This is a genomic window from Paenarthrobacter sp. TRD_SC_7 (assembly GCF_056156245.1).
Genome location: NZ_CM149587.1, coordinates 2741383 through 2760391 on the forward strand (window position 1 = coordinate 2741383; position 19009 = coordinate 2760391).

Consider the following 19009-nt stretch of genomic DNA (forward strand, 5'->3'; position numbering starts at 1 on the left):
CCTATGCTGCTTCCAGAATCGCAACGACACCCTGCCCGCCGGCGGCGCACACGGAAATCAGGCCCCTCGCGGGGCGGCCGTTAACGCTGCCCTTCTCATGCAGCATCTTTGCCAGTGAGGCCACGATCCTGCCACCCGTTGCTGCGAACGGGTGGCCCGCAGCCAGCGACGATCCATTGACGTTGAGCTTGGCACGATCCACTTTCCCCAGCGCGCCATCAAGGCCCAAGCGCGTCCGGCCAAACTCTTCGTCTTCCCATGCGGCCAAGGTGCTGAGGACGGTTCCGGCGAAGGCCTCATGGATTTCGAAGAAGTCGATGTCCTCGAAAGTGAGTCCGTGGCGAGCGAGCAAACGGGGAACAGCGAAGACGGGGGCCATAAGGAGGCCGTCCTTGCCGTGCACGAAGTCAACGGCGGCCGCTTCGCCGTCCAGCACCGTGGCGAGCTTCGGCAGGCCGTGGGCGTCCGCCCACTCTTCGGTTGCCAGCAGGACGGTGGAGGCGCCGTCTGTCAGGGGCGTCGAATTGCCGGCCGTCATGGTTGCTTCGGAGCCGAGATTCCTACCAAAGACGGGCTTCAGCGTGGAGAGCTTCTCCAACGTGGTGTCTGCGCGCAGGTTGGAATCGCGGTTGAGCCCGCGGTACGGAGTGATGAGGTCATCAAAGAATCCTCGCTCGTAGGCGGCAGCCAGGTTCCGATGGCTGTTAAAAGCCAGCTCGTCTTGCGCTTCCCGGGAGATCTTCCACTGCGCAGTAGTGAGGGCCTGGTGTTCGCCCATGGACAGTCCAGTACGGGGCTCTCCGGTGTTGGGAGCATCGGGGGCAAGGTCCTTGGGGCGGATCCGGCCGATGATCTTCAGCTTCTGCACGGTGGTCTTGGCCCGGTTCAGGTCCAGCAGGATCTCGCGCAGTCCCTCACTGACGGCGATCGGAGCATCGGATGCCGAGTCCACCCCTCCGGCGATCCCTGAATCGATCTGCCCCAACTTGATCTTGTTGGACAACCCGAGGACGGTCTCCAAACCCGTTGCGCAGGCTTGTTGGAGGTCGTACGCAGGGGTTTCCGGCGACAAGGCTGAGCCGAGGACGGCCTCCCGGGTGAGGTTGAAGTCCCTCGAGTGCTTCAGCACTGCTCCGGCTGCTACCTCTCCAATACGTTCGTCCTGGAGACCGAACCTGGCGATGAGACCTTCCAAGGCAGCCGTCAGCATGTCCTGGTTGGAGGACTTTACGTACGCGCCGCCTGTTCGGGCGAACGGGATGCGGTTGCCGCCCACGATGACCGCCGAACGGGTTGCTTGAGGGGTGGTGGTCGGTTCCAAGGGCCCGTCCGTGGTCACGTCTGCTGCAGCCATGCTTATCTCCTTCGATCGATGCCAGTTACTGATACCCAGCGTACCTGATACGCTGGGTATCGTGAACAGTCGCGACGAAGAATCCGCCAGCCCTGCCGGCTCTGCGAAGGTTGCCCTCGAAGTCCCCAGCGCCCTTGAGGCTGAATCTGTGATTGATGGACGTGCGGCCCGGTGGCAGTCCCACCGCGAGGAGCGCCGACGCGAGTTGATCAAAGCCGCTCGCAAGGCTGTTCACCGGCTTGGTAGTGACGCCTCGATGGAGGAGATCGCCGGAGCGGCCGGAACGTCGAAATCCGTCTTCTACCGCTATTTCGGTGACAAAGCCGGGCTTCAGCAAGCAATGGGCGAGGTTGTACTGGGGCAAATGCAGCGCCGCATGCAGGAAGCCGCCCAACTGGCCCAGACACCCCGCGAGGGGTTGTTCGCCATGGTTTCCGCCTACCTGCAGATGGCCGAGTCCAGCCCCAATGTCTATGCGTTCATCACCCGGCTGACTCCCGGAGAGGCATCAGCGCAAGACGCAATCGCGGCATCGGGCGCCTTGGGTAACTTCTTTGAGCAAATTACGGACATGATCGCGACTCCTATGCGGGAGCACCTGGGGGATGAGAAAGAAGCGGTGATCGTGTATTGGCCCACCGCCGCGATCGGACTCGTAAGGAACGCCGGGGAAATGTGGCTGGGTAGCCCCGCCAGCAGCACTAAACCCGACCAGGCAACCATGGCCGGGCAGATTACTGATTGGCTTTGCCTCGGCATCGCCCCGGAACTCAAGACCACCACCTGACACAAGCAATGACTCATCAGTTGTCGGAACCAAAGAAGGAAACAACATGACTGAAGTAGTGGACCGGGCCTCATCGGCCAACCAGCCCTCAGGCCGCGACGACGCGGCAACGCCCACCGGCGCGGAGCCTGTGGTGGATGTCGCTGCCCTTGGAGAGCAGCTTCTGGGCAAGTGGGCCCACATCCGGCACCAGGCACGTGCAGTGGCAGGCAATCCGGCGGTGCAGAAGATCGAAGGCCTGGGCCACACCGAGCACCGTGCCCGCGTGTTCGAGCAACTGAAGTTCCTGGTGGACAACAACACCGTCCATCGCGCCTTCCCCACCCGGCTGGGCGGCTCCGACGACCACGGCGGCAACATCGCGGGCTTCGAAGAAATTGTCACAGCAGACCCCTCCCTCCAGATCAAGGCCGGCGTGCAATGGGGCCTCTTCGGCTCCGCCGTGATGCACCTTGGAACGGCTGAGCACCAGGACAAGTGGCTCCCCGGCATCATGAGCCTGGAGATCCCGGGCTGTTTTGCCATGACGGAAACCGGCCACGGCTCCGACGTCGCCAGCATTGCCACTACGGCTACGTACGATGAAGCGAGCCAGGAATTCGTCATCACCACACCCTTCCGGGCGGCATGGAAGGACTACATCGGCAATGCAGCCAACGACGGCCTGGCCGCCGTGGTGTTCGCCCAGTTGATCACCAAGAACGTCAATCACGGCGTCCATGCCTTCTATGTGGAACTCCGCGATCCTGACACCAAGGAATTTCTCCCGGGCATCGGCGGCGAGGATGACGGCATCAAGGGCGGACTGAACGGCATCGACAACGGCCGGCTGCACTTCACGGATGTACGCATCCCCCGCACCAACCTCCTGAACCGTTACGGCGACGTCGCGGTGGATGGTACGTACTCCTCCACCATTGAGAGCCCGGGACGGCGCTTTTTCACTATGCTCGGCACCTTGGTCCAAGGGCGCGTGTCCCTGGATGGTGCCGCTGTGGCTGCCAGCAAGGTGGCCCTCAAGACGGCCATCCAGTATGCAACCGAACGCCGTCAGTTCAATGCTTCTTCCAGCACCGATGAAGAGGTGCTTTTGGACTACCAGCGGCACCAGCGCCGCTTGTTCACCCGGCTGGCAACCACGTACGCGGCCAGCTTCGCCCACGAACAGCTCCTGCAGAAGTTCGACGACGTCTTCTCCGGCGCCCACGACACAGACGCCGACCGTCAGGACCTGGAAACGTTGGCGGCCGCGCTCAAGCCGCTTAGTACCTGGCATGCTTTGGACACTTTGCAGGAATGCCGCGAAGCGTGCGGCGGGGCAGGCTTCCTGATCGAGAACCGCTTTGCTTCGCTGCGTGCGGACCTCGACGTATATGTCACGTTCGAAGGCGACAACACAGTCCTGCTGCAACTGGTAGCCAAGCGCCTCCTGGCTGATTACGCCAAGGAATTCCGCAGCGCCGACTTTGGCGTGCTTGCCCGCTACGTAGTGGACCAGGCTGCCGGCGTGGCCCTGCACCGGACGGGCCTTCGACAGGTTGCCCAGTTCGTGGCCGACACTGGTTCGGTCCAGAAAGCAGCGCTGGCTTTGCGGGACGAAGAAGGACAGCGGACCCTGCTGGCAGACCGTGTGCAGTCGATGGTCGCCGAAGTGGGTGCTGCGCTGAAGGGTGCCAACAAGCTTCCGCAGCACCAGGCCGCAGCGCTGTTCAACCAGCACCAGCACGAACTCATCGAAGCCGCCCAGGCGCACGCCGAACTTCTCCAGTGGGAAGCGTTCACCGAGGCCCTGACCCACGTCTCTGATGAAGGCACCAAGCGGGTCCTGACGTGGCTGCGCGATCTCTTCGGCTTGTCCCTGATAGAGAAGCACCTCTCCTGGTACCTCATGAACGGAAGGCTTTCGATGCAGCGTGGCCGGACTGTCGGCACGTACATCAACCGCCTGCTGGTCAAGATCCGCCCTCACGCCGTGGACCTCGTGGATGCCTTCGGCTACGGCCCGGAGCACCTGCGCGCCTCCATTGCGACAGGCGCAGAAGCCGGCCGGCAGGACGAAGCCCGCGAGCACTTCCGCGAGCAGCGGGCCAGTGGCAGCGCTCCGGCGGATGAGAAGACCCTCTTGGCGCTCAAGGCATCAAAGGCCCGTTAGCAGCACTCCGCTACCAATCGGTGAACAGTTGCGGAACTTTGGTCAAGCACGACGGCGCCGTCCCCACTAAAGGGGGGCGGCGCCGTCGTGCTTTGGCGTGCTGTTGGGACGCTAAGGGTTTAGCGCAGGACTGATCGGTAGACCTCAAGCGTTGTTTCAGTGATGGACTCCCAGGAGAAGTGCTCCTCCGCCCGGTGTCGACCAGCTATTCCCATCTCGCGGGCGCGGGCCGGATCCGCCACTACTACGTTCAGGGCCGCAGCGAAGTCGCTGACGAACTTCTCCGGATCCAAAGGGGTTCCGGTTCCGTCGGTGACCTGTTCCAATTCGACCAGGAGCCCTGTTTCGTTATGCTGGACGACCTCCGGAATGCCGCCGGTGGCACTCGCTACCACCGCGGCACCGCATGCCATGGCTTCAAGGTTCACGATGCCGAGCGGCTCGTAAATCGATGGGCAGGCGAAGGCCGTGGCATGGCTGAGGACCTGGATGAGCTCCTTCCGTGGCAGCATGCGCTCAATGAGGATGACGCCCTCACGTTTGGCCTGCAACTCCTCAATGAGGCGTGCAGTTTCGGCGGCGAGTTCGGGAGTATCCGCGGCCCCAAGGCACAGTACCAACTGGACGTCGTCCGGCAGGCTTGACGCCGCGCGGAGCAGGTACGGCACCCCCTTCTGGCGGGTGTTGCGGCCCACGAAGACCACGCTGGGCTTGGCAGGATCGATGCCCAGCGCACGGATCGCGTCATCCTCTTCATCACGTTCCCATAGCGAAACATCGATGCCGTTGTGGACCACGCGAACCTTCTCGGGATCCACGTTGGGGTAGCTGCGGAGGATGTCCTGACGCATGCCGTCCGAGACGGCAATGATGGCCGCGGCTGCCTCATACGCCGTCTTCTCCACCCAGGAGGACAGCGCATAGCCGCCTCCAAGCTGTTCGGCCTTCCACGGACGCAGCGGCTCCAGGCTGTGTGCGCTGAGCACGTGCGGAATGCCGTGCAAAAGCGACGCCAGGTGACCGGCCATATTGGCGTACCAGGTGTGCGAGTGGACAAGGTCCGCCCCCGCAATGTCCGGAACTATCCTCAGGTCCACGCCGAGGGTCTGGATGGCGGCGTTGGCATCGTCGAGGTCTTCGGGGGTGGCATAGGACGCCACGGAAGCCCCGTGATAGTCGGCATCACGAGGCGCGCCGAAGGCCCGGACGTGAAGGTCGACGTGCTTTGCCAGCACCCGGCTGAGCTCGGCAACGTGGACACCGGCACCGCCATAAATTTCCGGAGGGAATTCTTTAGTCACAATGTCTATTCGCACGCTAACCAACGTAGTCGTTCCGGCGTATGTGTTCTAGTGTGAAAGAGTCCGGAAAATCGGACTTTTGGGGGATACGAAGACGTACGGGGAGCTGTGACCATGGCGTTGAAGAAAGTTCTGGCAATCGTATTGGCAGGCGGAGAAGGCAACCGACTCATGCCGCTGACGGCGGATCGGGCCAAGCCCGCGGTTCCGTTCGCAGGCGGCTACAGGTTAATTGACTTTGCACTATCCAATCTCGTTAATTCGGGATATTTGAAAATCGTCGTTCTGACGCAGTACAAGTCGCACAGCCTTGACCGGCACATCTCGGAAACCTGGCGTATGTCAACGCAGCTGGGCCGCTATGTAGCTTCTGTTCCCGCGCAGCAGCGCGTGGGCAAAAGTTGGTTCCTTGGCAGTGCGAACGCAATCTATCAATCGCTGAACCTCATCCATGACGACGCCCCGGACATCGTGGTGGTGGTCGGCGCTGACCACGTGTACCGCATGGACTTCTCCCAAATGGTGGAGCAGCACATTGCCAGTGGCGCGAAGGCCACAGTCGCGGCCGTCCGCCAGCCGCTGAATATGGCAAACCAGTTCGGCGTGATCGAAGTCGACCAGAACGATCCCCAGAAGATTGCCGCGTTCGTGGAGAAGCCGGCCAGCACCCCCGGGCTGGCCGCTGACCCCACGCAGTTCCTGGCGTCAATGGGCAACTACGTTTTCAACGCTGATGCCCTTGTTGAGGCGCTTCATGTGGACGCGGAACGCCTCGATACAAAGCACGACATGGGTGGCGACATCATTCCCTACTTCGTGGACCAGGGCGAAGCAGGCGTATACGACTTCACCCTCAACGACATTCCCGGTGCCACCGAACGCGACCGGACCTACTGGCGCGACGTCGGTACCATCGACTCGTTCTACGACGCACATATGGACCTCATCTCCCCTGTGCCGATCTTCAACCTCTACAACTCCGAGTGGCCGATCTACACGCGCCAGAGCATCTCGCCGCCTGCAAAGTTTGTCCGTGGCGAGAACAACACAGTGGGAACGGCCCTCGATTCCATTGTTGCCAGCGGCGTGGTGGTTTCCGGCGGCATCGTTGAGGGATCCGTGCTCTCCAACGACGCCTATGTGGCGGCCGGCAGCCGGGTCCAGGATTCCGTCCTCATGGACAAGGTGCGTGTTGGCGAAGGTGCGGTGATCAAGCGGGCAATCCTGGACAAGAACGTTAAGGTCCCAGCTGGTGCGGCCATCGGCTTGGACCCGGCTTTGGATAGGGCCCGAGGCTATAAGGTCACGGAATCCGGCATTACCGTCCTGGCGAAGGGCCAAGTGGTTCCCGAGCCCGGTGAGGCAGAGCTTGCGTTGTCCGCCCAACATCGCCGTGGGCTGCCGGAAGCCGTCAAGGCAGCCACGCATGATGACCCCGATATCCGCGACTCCGCTGAAAAGGTAGCTGCGGGGATCCAGTCACGAGTGGCGGGCGCCGCGGCCCAGGGTGCAGCGCACTAGGCCGAACGTCCCCGGCACGTGCTAACAGAACCCGAGGCAGGCCACGGGCTCCCAAGGCTGTAAAATCAGGTCAATGAGCTCCACCGATCTGACGCCTGAAGAGATCCAGGCCTGCCTCAAGGTTCTGACCACGATCCACGTCTACGACGAAGAGCACCCGGACTACGTTGCCGTCCGCCGTGCCACCGGCAAGATGTTCAAAGCCGTCAAACGCCACCGCCGTGTCACCAAACGCGACTCCATCGCTGAGGCAGACCGCGCCGTCATAGCCCTGACTGCAACAGCGGCACCGGACCGCATTGACGACGAGACCCGCGGCAACAAGCTGGCTCCCTCAGCCACTGGTGAGATCGCGGGCCATCTCATCCGCTCTCGTCCCTGCTACATCTGCAAGAAGCACTACACACAGGTTGACGCCTTTTACCACCAGCTCTGCCCTGAATGCGCGGCCTTCAGCCACAGCAAGCGCGATGCCCGGACCGACCTCACGGGCCGTAGGGCTTTGTTGACCGGCGGACGCGCCAAGATCGGCATGTACATCGCGTTGCGCCTGCTGAGGGATGGGGCGCACACCACCATCACCACGCGTTTCCCCAAGGACGCAGCGCGTCGTTTCGCTGCCATGGAAGACAGCGGCGAGTGGCTGCACCGCCTCAGGATTGTCGGCATAGACCTCCGTGACCCGGCGCAGGTCATGGCTTTGACGGACTCCCTCAATGAGGCCGGCCCGTTGGACATCATTATTAACAACGCAGCCCAGACGGTGCGACGCTCCGGCAACGCTTACAAGCCCTTGGTGGACGCAGAGGATGAACCGCTGCCCGCAGCCTTGGAAGCTGCCAACGGTGGACCCGAGCTAGTGACGTTCGGCCACGCCCATGACAAGCACCCCCTGGCACTGGCCAGCAGCGTCACCGAGCACCCCGTGCTGGCCGGCGATGCCATCACCTCCTTGGCGCTTTCCACGGGATCGGCATCTTTGGAGCGCATTGAGTCAGGGACGGCGATCGACGCCGGAGGCCTGGTTCCGGACCTCGCATCCATCAACAGCTGGACCCAGGTGGTGGACGAGGTGGATCCCCTGGAGATGCTCGAGGTGCAGTTGTGCAACGTCACGGCACCGTTCCTGCTGGTAAGCCGGCTTCGCGATGCCATGAAGCGTTCCACAGCCCACAGGAAGTACATCGTCAACGTCTCAGCCATGGAAGGGCAGTTCTCTCGCGCCTACAAGGGCCCTGGACACCCCCACACCAATATGGCCAAGGCTGCCTTGAACATGATGACCCGGACCAGCGCCCAGGAAATGCTGGATTCCGATGGCATCCTCATGACCGCGGTGGACACCGGGTGGATCACTGACGAGCGCCCGCACTACACCAAGGTCCGGCTCATGGAAGAGGGATTCCACGCCCCGCTGGATTTGGTAGACGGCGCCGCGCGCGTCTACGACCCCATCGTGATGGGCGAAAAGGGTGAGGACCAGTACGGCGTCTTCCTTAAGGACTACAAGCCCTCACCTTGGTAAAGCCACTCCTACGCCAATCGGGTAATCTCCACCGAAACGGAAAGCCCCGAACCACCGCCACCAGACAGGATGCCCTTCAGCGGGGGGACATCGCGATAGTCACGGCCCCGGGCCACTGTCACGTGGTAATCACCGGCGGGCTTGTGGTTGGTCGGGTCCCAGCTGCGCCATTCCCCGTCCCACCATTCCAGCCAGGCGTGTGATTGGCCGGCAACTGTTTCGCCGATGTCCGCCGTGGACCGGGGGTGGATATATCCCGAAACATAGCGCGCAGGAATGCCGCTGCAGCGCAAGGCTCCGATGGCCAGGTGGGCCAGGTCCTGGCACACTCCCTGGCGCTGGGACCACGCCTGCTCGGCATTGGTCGTGACGCCTGTAGTGCCCTTCATGTAGGTCATCTCACCGGCCATCCACGCAAACACTGCCAGCGCGGCCTCGTGGGGATTCTTGCCTTCGACGACATCCGGGACGATCCCCAGGACTTCCTCGCCCGGCCCGCTGAGCCGGGACTGGGGCAACCAGTCACTGAATTCGTCTTGGACCTTTTCCGAGGCTATGACGTCCCATCCCACGATGTCGTCCTCGGTTGCCACCCGCTCGGTGCGATGCACTTCAACGGTGGCCGTTGCGAGGACCTCAAGGCTCTCATGCGGCATCTGCATGTCGAACGCAGTAACGCGGGTTCCCCAGTAGTCACGGTAGGTGCTGACGGACGCTTGGTGGGGCGAAACTTTCAGCGAGGACTCCAGGACCACCTGCTGGCCGTCAGTCAGCGGAGTCATCCGGGCCTCGTTGTAGGACAAGGTCACGCGGCGGTTGTACTTATACGCCGTTTTGTGAACGATGCTCAGCCGGGTCATGAAACTTCTCCCACCCAGGCGTGCTCATCAGCCTGATTGAAATATTTACGGGAAATTGCGTCCGACGCTTGCGTCACGGCCTTCTGCACACGTTCCATGTGTTCGGGTAGTTCGGACATGAGATCGTCTGTGCGGTGGAACTCAAGGAACGTGCGGGCCTGGCCCACAATACGCCTGGCATCGTTGATAAATCCCACGCGCTGTGCTGACGGATCCAACTTGGCGAGGCAATCGTCGGCGTCGCGCAACGCATAGACAATCGAACGCGGGAACAGGCGGTCCAGGAGCAGGAACTCCGCCGCGTGCTGGTCTCCGAACGCAGCCCTGCGGGTTCGGATGAAGGACTCGTACGCCCCGGCGCACCGCAACATGTTGACCCACGACATTCCAGCGGACTGAACATCGCGCGTCGACAACATGCGGGCTGTCATATCGGCCCGTTCCAAGGAGCGGCCGAGCACCATGAACAACCAGCTCTCATCGTGGCTGACAGTGGTGTCTGCGAGACCGCGAACCATAGCGGTGCGCTCCAAAACCCAATTGCAGAAACGGTAGGTTCCTACAACGTCCTTGCGATGCTGGTTGAGTCCGTAATAGGTGGTGTTGAGGCTCTCCCAGAGGGATTGGGAGACTGTTTCGCGGGCCCGCCGGGCATTCTCGCGCGCTGCCCCAAGGGAACCGGCAATGGACGAAGCGCTGTGCTTGTCATATGCCAAGGCATGAAGGAGTTCAGGGAGGCCGAATTCTTCGCTCTGCGGCTTTGCGCCCATCACGGCAAGGAGCTCCCGGGCGACGCTTCGCTGTTCCTCAAGGGGCAGGTGGTTCAGGCGCTCAAGGTGAACATCCAGGATCCTGGAAGTGCCGTCGGCGCGCTCTACGTAGCGTCCGATCCAGAAGAGTGACTCAGCAATGCGGCTCAGCATGGAACTGCCTCCTTCGCGTGGTGCATGTCGAAGTTCAAGTGGTGTTGGAGTGTGTTCACTGCTGCTGCTCCGTTTGGCGGTCCCGCCAGTTGCTCTCCACCGGCCATACGGATACCTGCTCACGGACTGTGACGGACTGGCGTGGAATGATCTCGGCCGGCATCTGCGGCGAGTCGGCCAACACCCAGGTGTCCTTGGAACCGCCGCCTTGGCTGGAGTTCACAATCAAAGAGCCTTCCTTGAGTGCCACCCGGGTGAGGCCGCCGGGCAGGACCCAGACGTCGTCGCCGTCGTTGACTGCAAAAGGCCGCAGGTCCACGTGGCGGGGACCAAACTTGTCTCCGGAGAGCGTCGGCACCGTGGAGAGCTGCAGGACGGGCTGTGCGATCCACCCGCGCGGATCGGCGATGACGCGCTTGCGCAACGCATCGAGTTCTTCTTTGGAAGCGTCCGGGCCAATGACGAGTCCTTTGCCACCGGAGCCGTCCACTGGTTTGACCACCAGTTCGTCGAGGCGGTCCAGAACATGCTCCCTGGCTTCCTTTTCCTCGAGCCGGAAAGTGTCGACGTTGGCGATGATCGGCTCTTCGTGAAGGTAGTACCGGATCAGGTCAGGCACGTAACTGTACACGAGCTTGTCGTCGGCTACGCCGTTGCCTACCGCGTTGGCGATGGTCACTCCCCCGGCGCGGGCTGCGTTGACCAATCCCGGGCAACCGAGCATGGAATCGGAGCGGAACTGCAGTGGATCCAGGAAGTCGTCATCGATGCGCTTGTAGATAACGTCCACGCGCTGCTCGCCGGCCGTGGTACGCATGTACACGCGATTGCCGCGGCAAATGAGGTCCCGGCCTTCCACCAGTTCCACGCCCATGAGTCCTGCAAGGAGGGTGTGCTCAAAGTAGGCGCTGTTGAAGACGCCCGGTGTCAGGACAACCACGGTGGGATCGTCCACGCCCGCGGGAGCAGTTTTGCGCAGTGCCGAGAGGAGCCTTCTGGGGTACTCCTCCACAGGCCGGATGTGCTGTTGGCCGAAGGCCTCGGGCAAGCCCTTGGCCATGGCCCGCCGGTTCTCCAGGACGTAGCTGACGCCGGATGGAACGCGGACGTTGTCCTCAAGCACACGGAAGGTTCCGGCGGCATCCCGAACGACGTCAATGCCCGAAACATGGACGCGAACGCCGCCTGCCGGCTCGAAACCGTGCACCGCCCGGTGGAAATGTGCGCTGGTGGTCACTAGCTGACGCGGTATTACACCATCGGTGACTACTGCCATCCGTCCGTAGACGTCGTTCAGGAATGCTTCAAGTGCTTTGACGCGCTGGGCAACGCCGCGTTCCAACACATCCCACTCATCGGCGGGAATGACGCGCGGGACAATGTCCAGTGGAAACGGGCGCTCCTCCCCCGCGTAGTCGAACGTTACGCCCCGGTCCAGGAAGGTGCGTGCCATTGAGTCGGCACGGGCGGTGACATCCGCCAGGGAAAGCTCGCGGAGAGCCCCGGAAACCTGACCATAGGATCTTCTGGCAACGTGGCCCTGGGCAAACATCTCGTCGTAGGCGCCGCTGCGTGCGGCGGCCTCGGAGTAATCCTGGAATAGGTCAGACATGGGAATCAGGTAATCACCTTTTTGAGTCGAGCGCATTACGCGCTGATTGTGTCGCAGTTTCCGGGTACTCCCGGTTCGCCTTCCGTGCCGCCATCCGGCAGGGTTGAGGCATGCCCTTCAACAGTCTTGCGCCCCAGCTGTCCCGGCTGGGGCCCGGGTTGGTCCTGAGCGTCGCCGCAACGGGTCTTGCCTTCGCCATCCACACCGTGTTTCCGGCGGTCCCGGCCATGACACTTGCTGTTGCCTTGGGGTTGCTCTCAGCCAATATACCGGGCACGGCTATCTTGGCCGCGGGGCGCGCCCGCCCGGGCCTGGACTTCGCAGGAAAGCACCTCATGCGCGCCGGAATCGTGCTTTTGGGCCTCAAAGTCAGTATCGGGGACGTCCTCGGCTTGGGGTGGCTGTCACTGCTCCTGATCGCCGGCGTTGTCTTGGTGAGCTTCGCGGGAACCTATGGCTTGGCGCGCCTGCTGCGTCTCCCCGGGGAAGCCGCCCTCCTTGTCGCGACTGGCTTTTCCATCTGCGGCGCCTCGGCCATCGGGGCCATGGCCGCCGTCCGGCGAATCAAGCACCAGGACACTGTTCTGCCCGTGGCACTCGTGACGCTGTGCGGGACGCTAGCCATCGGTGTACTACCACTCCTTATGCACCCGCTGAACCTCAACCCCGAACAGTTCGGTGCATGGACCGGCGCCTCCGTGCATGACGTCGGCCAGGTGGTTGCCACGGCGCAAACCGCGGGAACCTCGGCGCTGGCGATAGCCGTCGTAGTCAAGTTGACGCGTGTTGTCCTCTTGGCGCCTCTTGCCGCTGCGGCGGGGCTGCACCAGCGGGTCCTCCACGTCAGGGAGCGCAGCAACGGAAAGCATGGTGGAGCCAATGACGTTGACGGGCGCTTCCCTCCGATTGTCCCGCTGTTCGTCGTCGGCTTCCTCGTCATGGTGGCGGTCCGTTCGCTGGGTTGGGCACCGCCGGTGGGACTGGAGATCGCGGCGGCGGTGCAGGACATTCTCTTGGCGACGGCGCTGTTCGGGCTGGGTTCGGCAGTGCGGGTGCGCACGCTGATTCACACTGGAGGCCGCGCCGTTCTGGTGGCTTTGGGCTCCTGGCTGCTCATCGCATCGCTGGGCTTGGGCGCCGCTTGGATCATGATTAGATAGCTGTGTGTCGAATCACAACCTGTCGCGCGACGAAGCCGTTATCCGTTCAGCCTTGATCACCACCCACAGCTACGACGTCATCCTCGATGTCCGCGATGCGGCAGATCCCGCCGTCGCCGAATACCCGAGTACAAGCACCATCAGATTCTCCGCCGAGCAAGGCTCTGCAACGTTCCTGGATTTCATCAGCGCCGGCGTCGAGTCAGTGGTGTTGAACGGCCGGCCTCTTGACGTTGGGTCCGTGGTGGACCGCGACAGGATCATTCTGGAAGGACTCGCGACCGAAAACACGGTGACTGTGATTGGGCGGGCACTCTACAGCCGCTCTGGCGAGGGCATGCACCGCTTTGTGGATCCCGCCGATGGCCAGTGCTACCTCTATACCCAGTACGAACCGGCGGACAGCCGTCGCGTCTTCGCCAATTTCGAACAGCCCGACCTCAAAGCCGAATTCACGTTCCATGTCATTGCTCCCGCCGGATGGGAAGTTGCGTCCAACGGGGTTGAGGAAGCGCGCACGCCTGTGGCGACTGACCCGGCGGTTTCGCAATGGGACTTCGCCACCACCAAAAGAATGTCCACCTACATCACCACTGTGCTTGCGGGGCCTTACTTCAAGGCTACGGATCACTGGGGAGCAATGTTCGACGACGGCACCCGCCTTGATGTGCCGCTGGCACTCTACTGCCGCGCATCTTTGGCGGACTCTTTCGATGCCGACGAACTGTTCCGTCTGACGAAGAGCGGGTTGGGGTTCTTCAATGAACTCTTCGACTACCCGTACCCGTGGGGAAAGTACGATCAAGCGTTTGTGCCCGAATACAACCTCGGGGCTATGGAAAACCCCGGCCTGGTCACCTTTACCGAGAAGTACGTCTACGCTTCCCGCGCCACTGATGCCCAGTACCAGGCCCGCGCGAATACCCTGATGCACGAGATGGCACACATGTGGTTCGGCGACCTCGTGACCATGAACTGGTGGGACGACCTTTGGCTCAAGGAGTCGTTCGCCGATTACATGGGGACGCTTGGTGTCGACCGCGCTACGGACTGGGACACTGCGTGGGTGAATTTTGCCAGCAAGCGCAAGGCCTGGGCTTATCTGCAGGACCAACTGCCCACTACGCACCCGATTGTGGCCGACATCCCGGACCTTGAGGCGGCCAAGCAGAACTTCGATGGGATTACTTACGCCAAGGGCGCCTCGGTTCTAAAACAACTGGTGGCCTACGTGGGCTTCGATGCCTTTATTGCAGGCTCCCGTCAATATTTCCGCGACCACGAATTCGGCAATACCTCCTTGCAGGACCTCCTGAAGGCCCTCAGCGCCTCCTCGGGAAGGGACCTTGCTGGCTGGGCACGCCAATGGCTGCAAACGTCCGGTATCTCCACCATTACAGCGGAGATCGTGGAAAATGATGGAGTCCTCGGTGCGGTGACGCTACGGCAGGAGGCCATCGATCCCCTGACGGGGCATCAAGAGCTCCGGCCCCACCGCCTGCGGCTTGGCTTGTATGACGCCGACCCAACAGGCGCCCTGGTCCGGTCTGCAAGCATCGAAGTGGACGTTGCCGGTCCAAGCACACTGGTGACTGAACTGAATGGAGAGCGCCGGCCAGCGCTGCTCCTGGTCAATGATGACGATCTGAGCTACGTCAAAGTACGGCTCGATCCGGAGTCCGAACATACTGTCCGGGTATCGCTCGACAAGGTTTCAGACCCCATGGCACGGGCACTGTGCTGGACCGCGCTCTGGGATTCGGCCCGGGATGGAGTGACTCCAGCGGCGCGCTACGTGTCCGCCGTCGAGCAGTTCGCGCCTTCGGAAGCGGGCATAGGTGTCTTGCTCAACGTGCTGGGCAACGCTGCCGGCGCCATCGAACGCTACGTCCCCGCAGCCACCCGCGAGGGTGTGCGAAAGGATTTCCTGGGCGTGGCCGCTGAGCAGTTGATGGCTGCAGTTCCCGGTTCTGACCAGCAACTTGCTTGGGCCAGGACCCTGGCCGACGTTTCCAGGCATGGTGACAGCGAGCTAACCCTGGTGCGGGGCATCCTGGACGGCAGCATCGTGGTGGCGGGCCTGGCCGTGGACGCGGAACTGCGATGGAGCCTCTGGCAGGCGTTGGCAGCCCATGGGCGGGCGACCCTGGCTGAGCTGGACCGGGAGCTTGAAGCTGATACAACGGCATCGGGCAGGGAGGGCCATGCTCTGGCCTCTGCAGCCCGACCGGACGCATCAGTCAAGGCAGCTGCCTGGGATTCCGCTGTCAACAGCACCGGCCTTTCCAACGAGATCCTCAGCGCCACGATAGCGGGCTTCGTTACTGCTCCCGGAGACCTTCTGGAACGCTACGTCGAGCCATACTTCGAGTGCCTCGAGCGTGTGTGGTCAGAACGCAGCATTGAAATCGCGGGCAGGATTGTCCGTGGTCTCTTCCCGGGAGCCCAGAACTTGTCCGAAGGTACGCGGCCCGCTGAGCACCCGGTCCTGGTGCGGGCGGACCAGTGGCTTCGCGACCATGCTGAAGCTCCCCGTGCCCTGCGCCGCATCGTCATCGAGCAACGGAGCCACCTGTTGCGGGCGTTGAAGGCACAGGCGGCCGGCTGAGCGCAGGGATCTAGGGAACCCGGTTCAACCATTCCTCAGTGCCGAACTTTGAACCCACACGCTGCCTGGCTTCGTCGAGTTCGCTGTCGGTGAGCCGGGATTCCACGGCACCGTAGCGCTCAATGAAGACTTCCTGCATGGTCTGCAGGATTGCCGACCGTGCAAGACCTGTCTGGCGCCTCAACGGGTCCACGCGCTTCTTGGCACTCCGGGTTCCCTTGTCCGAGAGCTTTTCCTTGCCGATGCGCAGGACGTCCACCATTTTGTCGGCGTCGATGTCGTAGCTCATGGTGACGTGGTGCAGCATGCCGCCATTGGCGAGCCGCTTCTGCGCTGCACCTCCGATCTTGCCTTGGTCGGTGGCGATGTCATTCAGGGGCACGTAGAAGGCTGTAATGCCCAGCTTCTCCAATGCGGCCATGACCCAGGCATCCAAAAACGCGTAGGAGTCGGCGAAGCTGATGCCGTCCACCAGCGTCTGCGGCAGGTAGAGCGAGTAGGTGATGCAGTTGCCGGCTTCCATGAACATGGCACCGCCGCCACTGATCCGACGAACCACGGTGATGCCGTGCCGCGAGACGCCGTCCGGATCCACCTCGTTCCGTACCGACTGGAAGCTGCCAATGACAACGGACGGTTCTTCCCAGTCCCAGAACCTCAAGGTGGGATTGCGCCGCCCGGCTCCCACTTCCTCCGTGAGGACCTCGTCCAACGCAACGTTAACTTGCGTGGGCAGCACTGAAGGTGGGATGACGTCCCATTGGTGGTCCGCCCACCCCGTCGCCTTGGAGAGTGCACGGCGGACTGTTACAGCCACCGCCTCGGGGGAAACCCCGAACAGTACGGCGTCATCAGGCAAGCCGGCAGCAACGGCCGCGGCAATGTCTGCCGCTGTTGACGTTTCCGGGAGACCGGTCAGTGCGCGATTGATGTCCTCAAGTGCTTCATCGGGCTCCAGGAAAAAATCGCCGCTCAGCGAAACCTTGGAAAACCGTGAATCCACAACCTCCAGGTCCACCACCACAAGTTTGCCGCCCGGGACTTTATATTCGCCGTGAAGGCGCGTGCCGTCGTCGTGAGTGTGCGGTTCGTGGGTCGGGTGGGAAGTCATGTTGTCCATCTTGCCGGAAAACGCAAAGGCCCGCATTGCCGGAAATCCAGCAATGCGGGCCTTGAAAAGCCTTGGGGTGAAGTGGGTTACTTCTTGCCGCCGAAGCCCTTGAAGCGAGCGTTGAAGCGCTCGACGCGGCCAGCGGAGTCCATGATGCGCTGCTTGCCCGTGTAGAACGGGTGGGACTCCGAAGAGATTTCGACGTCGATAACCGGGTAGGTGTTTCCGTCTTCCCACTCGATGGTCTTCGAGGAAGACACGGTGGACTTGGTCAGGAACTGCGTACCGGAAGCCAGGTCGTTGAAAACAACAGCTTCGTACTTCGGGTGGATATCAGACTTCATAATGGGACCTTTTGTTCGCGCAACTGGATTTTGCCAGCTGCCAGGTATGAATGGAGGTGGACCTTTGCTGCAATGCGAACATTCCAGCGGCTGGGCCAACAACCAATCATAGCGGATATGGCCATCCCGTACGAACTGCGCTCAGCCGTGCGGACGAAGTTCCCAAAATGCAACCGCCGAGGCGGCTGCGACGTTGAGCGAATCGACCCCTGCACGCATGGGAATCTTAACGGCGAGGTCGACGGCGGCCAACGTCCCCTCGCTCATGCCTGCACCTTCGGTTCCCAGCACCAAGGCCAGTTTCGGGATCTTTCTTGCCGCGAGATCATCCAGGTCCAAAGCGTCGTCGGTCAGCTCCATGGCCGCCACAGTGAAGCCTTGTTCCTTCAGGCGTTCCAAGTCATCGGGCCAGCTTTCCAAGCGTGCCCACGGAACCTGGAACACCGTGCCCATGCTGACGCGAACACTGCGCCTGTACAGCGGGTCCCCGCACCGTGGCGACACGAGGACCGCATCTACACCCAATGCAGCAGCAGAGCGGAAGATGGCCCCCACGTTTGTGTGGTCCACAATGTCCTCCAGGACAGCAATTCGCTGCGCGTTGGCCAAGAGGTCCGACAACGGGACGGGAGCCGGCCGGTGCATTGCGGCCATGGCACCGCGGTGCAGGTGAAACCCGGTGATTTCTTCCAGCAAGGACGCCTTGCCTATGAAGACCGGAACGTCGGGATGAGCCCGGAAAACGTCGTCCAAGTCCTCCAACCACTTGTCCGCCAGGAAAAAGGAACGTGGCTGGTGCCCTGCAGCCAACGCCCTGCGAAGGACCTTGGAGGATTCGGCGATGTACATGCCCTCCCGCGGCTCGCGCAGCTTCCTGAGGTGAACATCGGTGAGTGTGGTGTAGTCCGTCACACGGGGATCGTCGGCGGACTCGAGATAATGGAATGTCACCAGGTGATTATTTCAGCAGGTTGGCAATCATGAAGCCCAAGGCCACGATGCCGAGGGTGAAGATGACAGCCCTGAGGACCTTGGGCGACAGTTTCCGGCCCACCCTCGAACCGACAAGTCCGCCAATAGTGGAGCTCACGGCGATGAGCAGGACAACGAGCCAGTTGATGCGGTCAAAGGCGAAAATCAGGTATGAGATAGCCGCCACCATATTGACGCCCAGGACGAGGATGTTCTTCATGGCGTTGGCGTTTTGCATGGTTCCCGTGAGGAACACCCCGAGGATTCCCACCAGGAGAATGCCCTGCGCAGCAACGAAGTAGCCGCCGTACACGCCTGCCAGATAGACAAGAAGCACCAGCAGGAATCCGTGGCTGCGGTCGCGGATGGCGTGTTCCGGATTTTCTTCCCGGCTGCGCACCCATGCCTGCAGCCTGGGCTGGAACAGCACCATGAGGAGGGCGAGGACCAGCAGGACGGGAGCTACGTAGTGGAAGACTTTCTCTGGCAGGTGCAGCAGCAGCCACGCGCCGGTGATGCCGCCCAGCAAGGAGGCCGGCAGAAGCTTCAGCAGCTGCCTGCCGCGGCCTGCCAGTTCTCGGCGGTAACCCCAGGCGCCTGCAGCAGTACCCGCCACAAGTCCCATCGCGTTGCTCATGGAAGCGACCACCGGTGTGACGCCAAGAGCAATGAGAACGGGGAACGTCACCAGCGTGCCGGAACCGACCACCGCGTTGATGGTGCCCGCCCACAGGCCCGCGAAAAAGACAAGGATGCTGCTAAGAATCTCCATTTTTAAC

15 protein-coding genes are annotated in these 19009 nt (G+C 62.1%); 6 read left to right on the forward strand and 9 right to left on the reverse strand.

Going from position 1 to position 19009, the window contains the following annotated elements:
* Nucleotide 1 precedes the first annotated feature (1 nt).
* A complete protein-coding gene (locus AC0J5Z_RS13375) occupies nt 2-1354 on the reverse strand; it encodes an acetyl-CoA C-acetyltransferase (RefSeq protein WP_475032878.1) in 1353 nt (450 codons plus the stop codon).
* Between AC0J5Z_RS13375 and AC0J5Z_RS13380 the strand changes: the two genes are divergently transcribed.
* Both AC0J5Z_RS13380 and AC0J5Z_RS13385 read left to right on the forward strand, forming a co-directional pair.
* Nucleotides 1353-2141, forward strand: a complete 789-nt coding sequence (locus AC0J5Z_RS13380) for a TetR/AcrR family transcriptional regulator (protein WP_475039696.1) — start codon at nt 1353-1355, stop codon at nt 2139-2141. The two genes, AC0J5Z_RS13375 and AC0J5Z_RS13380, sit on opposite strands and share 2 nt — an antisense overlap.
* 46 nt (nt 2142-2187) lie before the next feature.
* Nucleotides 2188-4293, forward strand: coding sequence for an acyl-CoA dehydrogenase family protein (locus AC0J5Z_RS13385; RefSeq protein ID WP_475032880.1), 2106 nt, complete (start codon nt 2188-2190; stop codon nt 4291-4293).
* Between the two features lie 119 nt (nt 4294-4412).
* Here AC0J5Z_RS13385 and glgA read toward each other — a convergent pair whose 3' ends face one another.
* Entirely contained in the window at nt 4413-5609 is a 1197-nt protein-coding gene (gene glgA, locus AC0J5Z_RS13390; RefSeq protein ID WP_475032883.1) for a glycogen synthase, read from the reverse strand.
* A gap of 93 nt (nt 5610-5702) precedes the next feature.
* Between glgA and glgC the strand changes: the two genes are divergently transcribed.
* The gene (glgC, locus tag AC0J5Z_RS13395; protein WP_475032887.1) at nt 5703-7115 is read left to right on the forward strand and encodes a glucose-1-phosphate adenylyltransferase; all 1413 of its coding nucleotides are present in this window, start codon (nt 5703-5705) and stop codon (nt 7113-7115) included.
* A gap of 73 nt (nt 7116-7188) precedes the next feature.
* On the forward strand, nt 7189-8640 hold the full coding sequence (locus AC0J5Z_RS13400; RefSeq protein WP_017200913.1) for an SDR family NAD(P)-dependent oxidoreductase: 1452 nt from the start codon (nt 7189-7191) through the stop codon (nt 8638-8640).
* Nucleotides 8641-8648: 8 nt separating this feature from the next.
* On the opposite strand, the gene AC0J5Z_RS13405 is transcribed toward AC0J5Z_RS13400, so the two are convergent.
* From AC0J5Z_RS13405 to AC0J5Z_RS13415, 3 genes are read right to left on the reverse strand one after another with little or no spacing between them, the layout of a single operon-like run.
* Nucleotides 8649-9500, reverse strand: a complete 852-nt coding sequence (locus tag AC0J5Z_RS13405; RefSeq protein WP_475032889.1) for a transglutaminase family protein — start codon at nt 9498-9500, stop codon at nt 8649-8651.
* Nucleotides 9497-10423: an alpha-E domain-containing protein gene (locus tag AC0J5Z_RS13410; RefSeq protein WP_402932733.1), complete on the reverse strand. Its 927-nt coding sequence runs from the start codon at nt 10421-10423 to the stop codon at nt 9497-9499. Before AC0J5Z_RS13410 ends, AC0J5Z_RS13405 begins: the two co-directional genes overlap by 4 nt.
* A 55-nt stretch (nt 10424-10478) precedes the next feature.
* The gene (locus AC0J5Z_RS13415; RefSeq protein WP_475032891.1) at nt 10479-12035 is read right to left on the reverse strand and encodes a circularly permuted type 2 ATP-grasp protein; all 1557 of its coding nucleotides are present in this window, start codon (nt 12033-12035) and stop codon (nt 10479-10481) included.
* A gap of 110 nt (nt 12036-12145) precedes the next feature.
* Here AC0J5Z_RS13415 and AC0J5Z_RS13420 point away from each other — a divergent pair, with 110 nt between their 5' ends.
* Entirely contained in the window at nt 12146-13195 is a 1050-nt protein-coding gene (locus AC0J5Z_RS13420; RefSeq protein WP_475032893.1) for a YeiH family protein, read from the forward strand.
* A 4-nt stretch (nt 13196-13199) separates the two neighbouring features.
* Nucleotides 13200-15803 (forward strand): aminopeptidase N, encoded by a 2604-nt coding sequence (pepN, locus tag AC0J5Z_RS13425; protein ID WP_475032896.1) that lies wholly within the window; start codon nt 13200-13202, stop codon nt 15801-15803.
* A 10-nt stretch (nt 15804-15813) separates the two neighbouring features.
* Here pepN and AC0J5Z_RS13430 read toward each other — a convergent pair whose 3' ends face one another.
* The 4 genes from AC0J5Z_RS13430 to AC0J5Z_RS13445 all read right to left on the reverse strand — a co-directional run bounded on the left by AC0J5Z_RS13430 (nt 15814) and on the right by AC0J5Z_RS13445 (nt 19002).
* Nucleotides 15814-16914 (reverse strand): lipoate--protein ligase family protein, encoded by a 1101-nt coding sequence (locus AC0J5Z_RS13430; protein WP_475032898.1) that lies wholly within the window; start codon nt 16912-16914, stop codon nt 15814-15816.
* An 86-nt stretch (nt 16915-17000) separates the two neighbouring features.
* Nucleotides 17001-17258 (reverse strand): type B 50S ribosomal protein L31, encoded by a 258-nt coding sequence (locus AC0J5Z_RS13435; protein ID WP_017200906.1) that lies wholly within the window; start codon nt 17256-17258, stop codon nt 17001-17003.
* A 141-nt stretch (nt 17259-17399) separates the two neighbouring features.
* A complete protein-coding gene (locus AC0J5Z_RS13440) occupies nt 17400-18209 on the reverse strand; it encodes a TrmH family RNA methyltransferase (protein ID WP_475032901.1) in 810 nt (269 codons plus the stop codon).
* A 7-nt stretch (nt 18210-18216) separates the two neighbouring features.
* The gene (locus tag AC0J5Z_RS13445) at nt 18217-19002 is read right to left on the reverse strand and encodes a sulfite exporter TauE/SafE family protein (RefSeq protein WP_475032903.1); all 786 of its coding nucleotides are present in this window, start codon (nt 19000-19002) and stop codon (nt 18217-18219) included.
* Nucleotides 19003-19009: the final 7 nt, after the last annotated feature.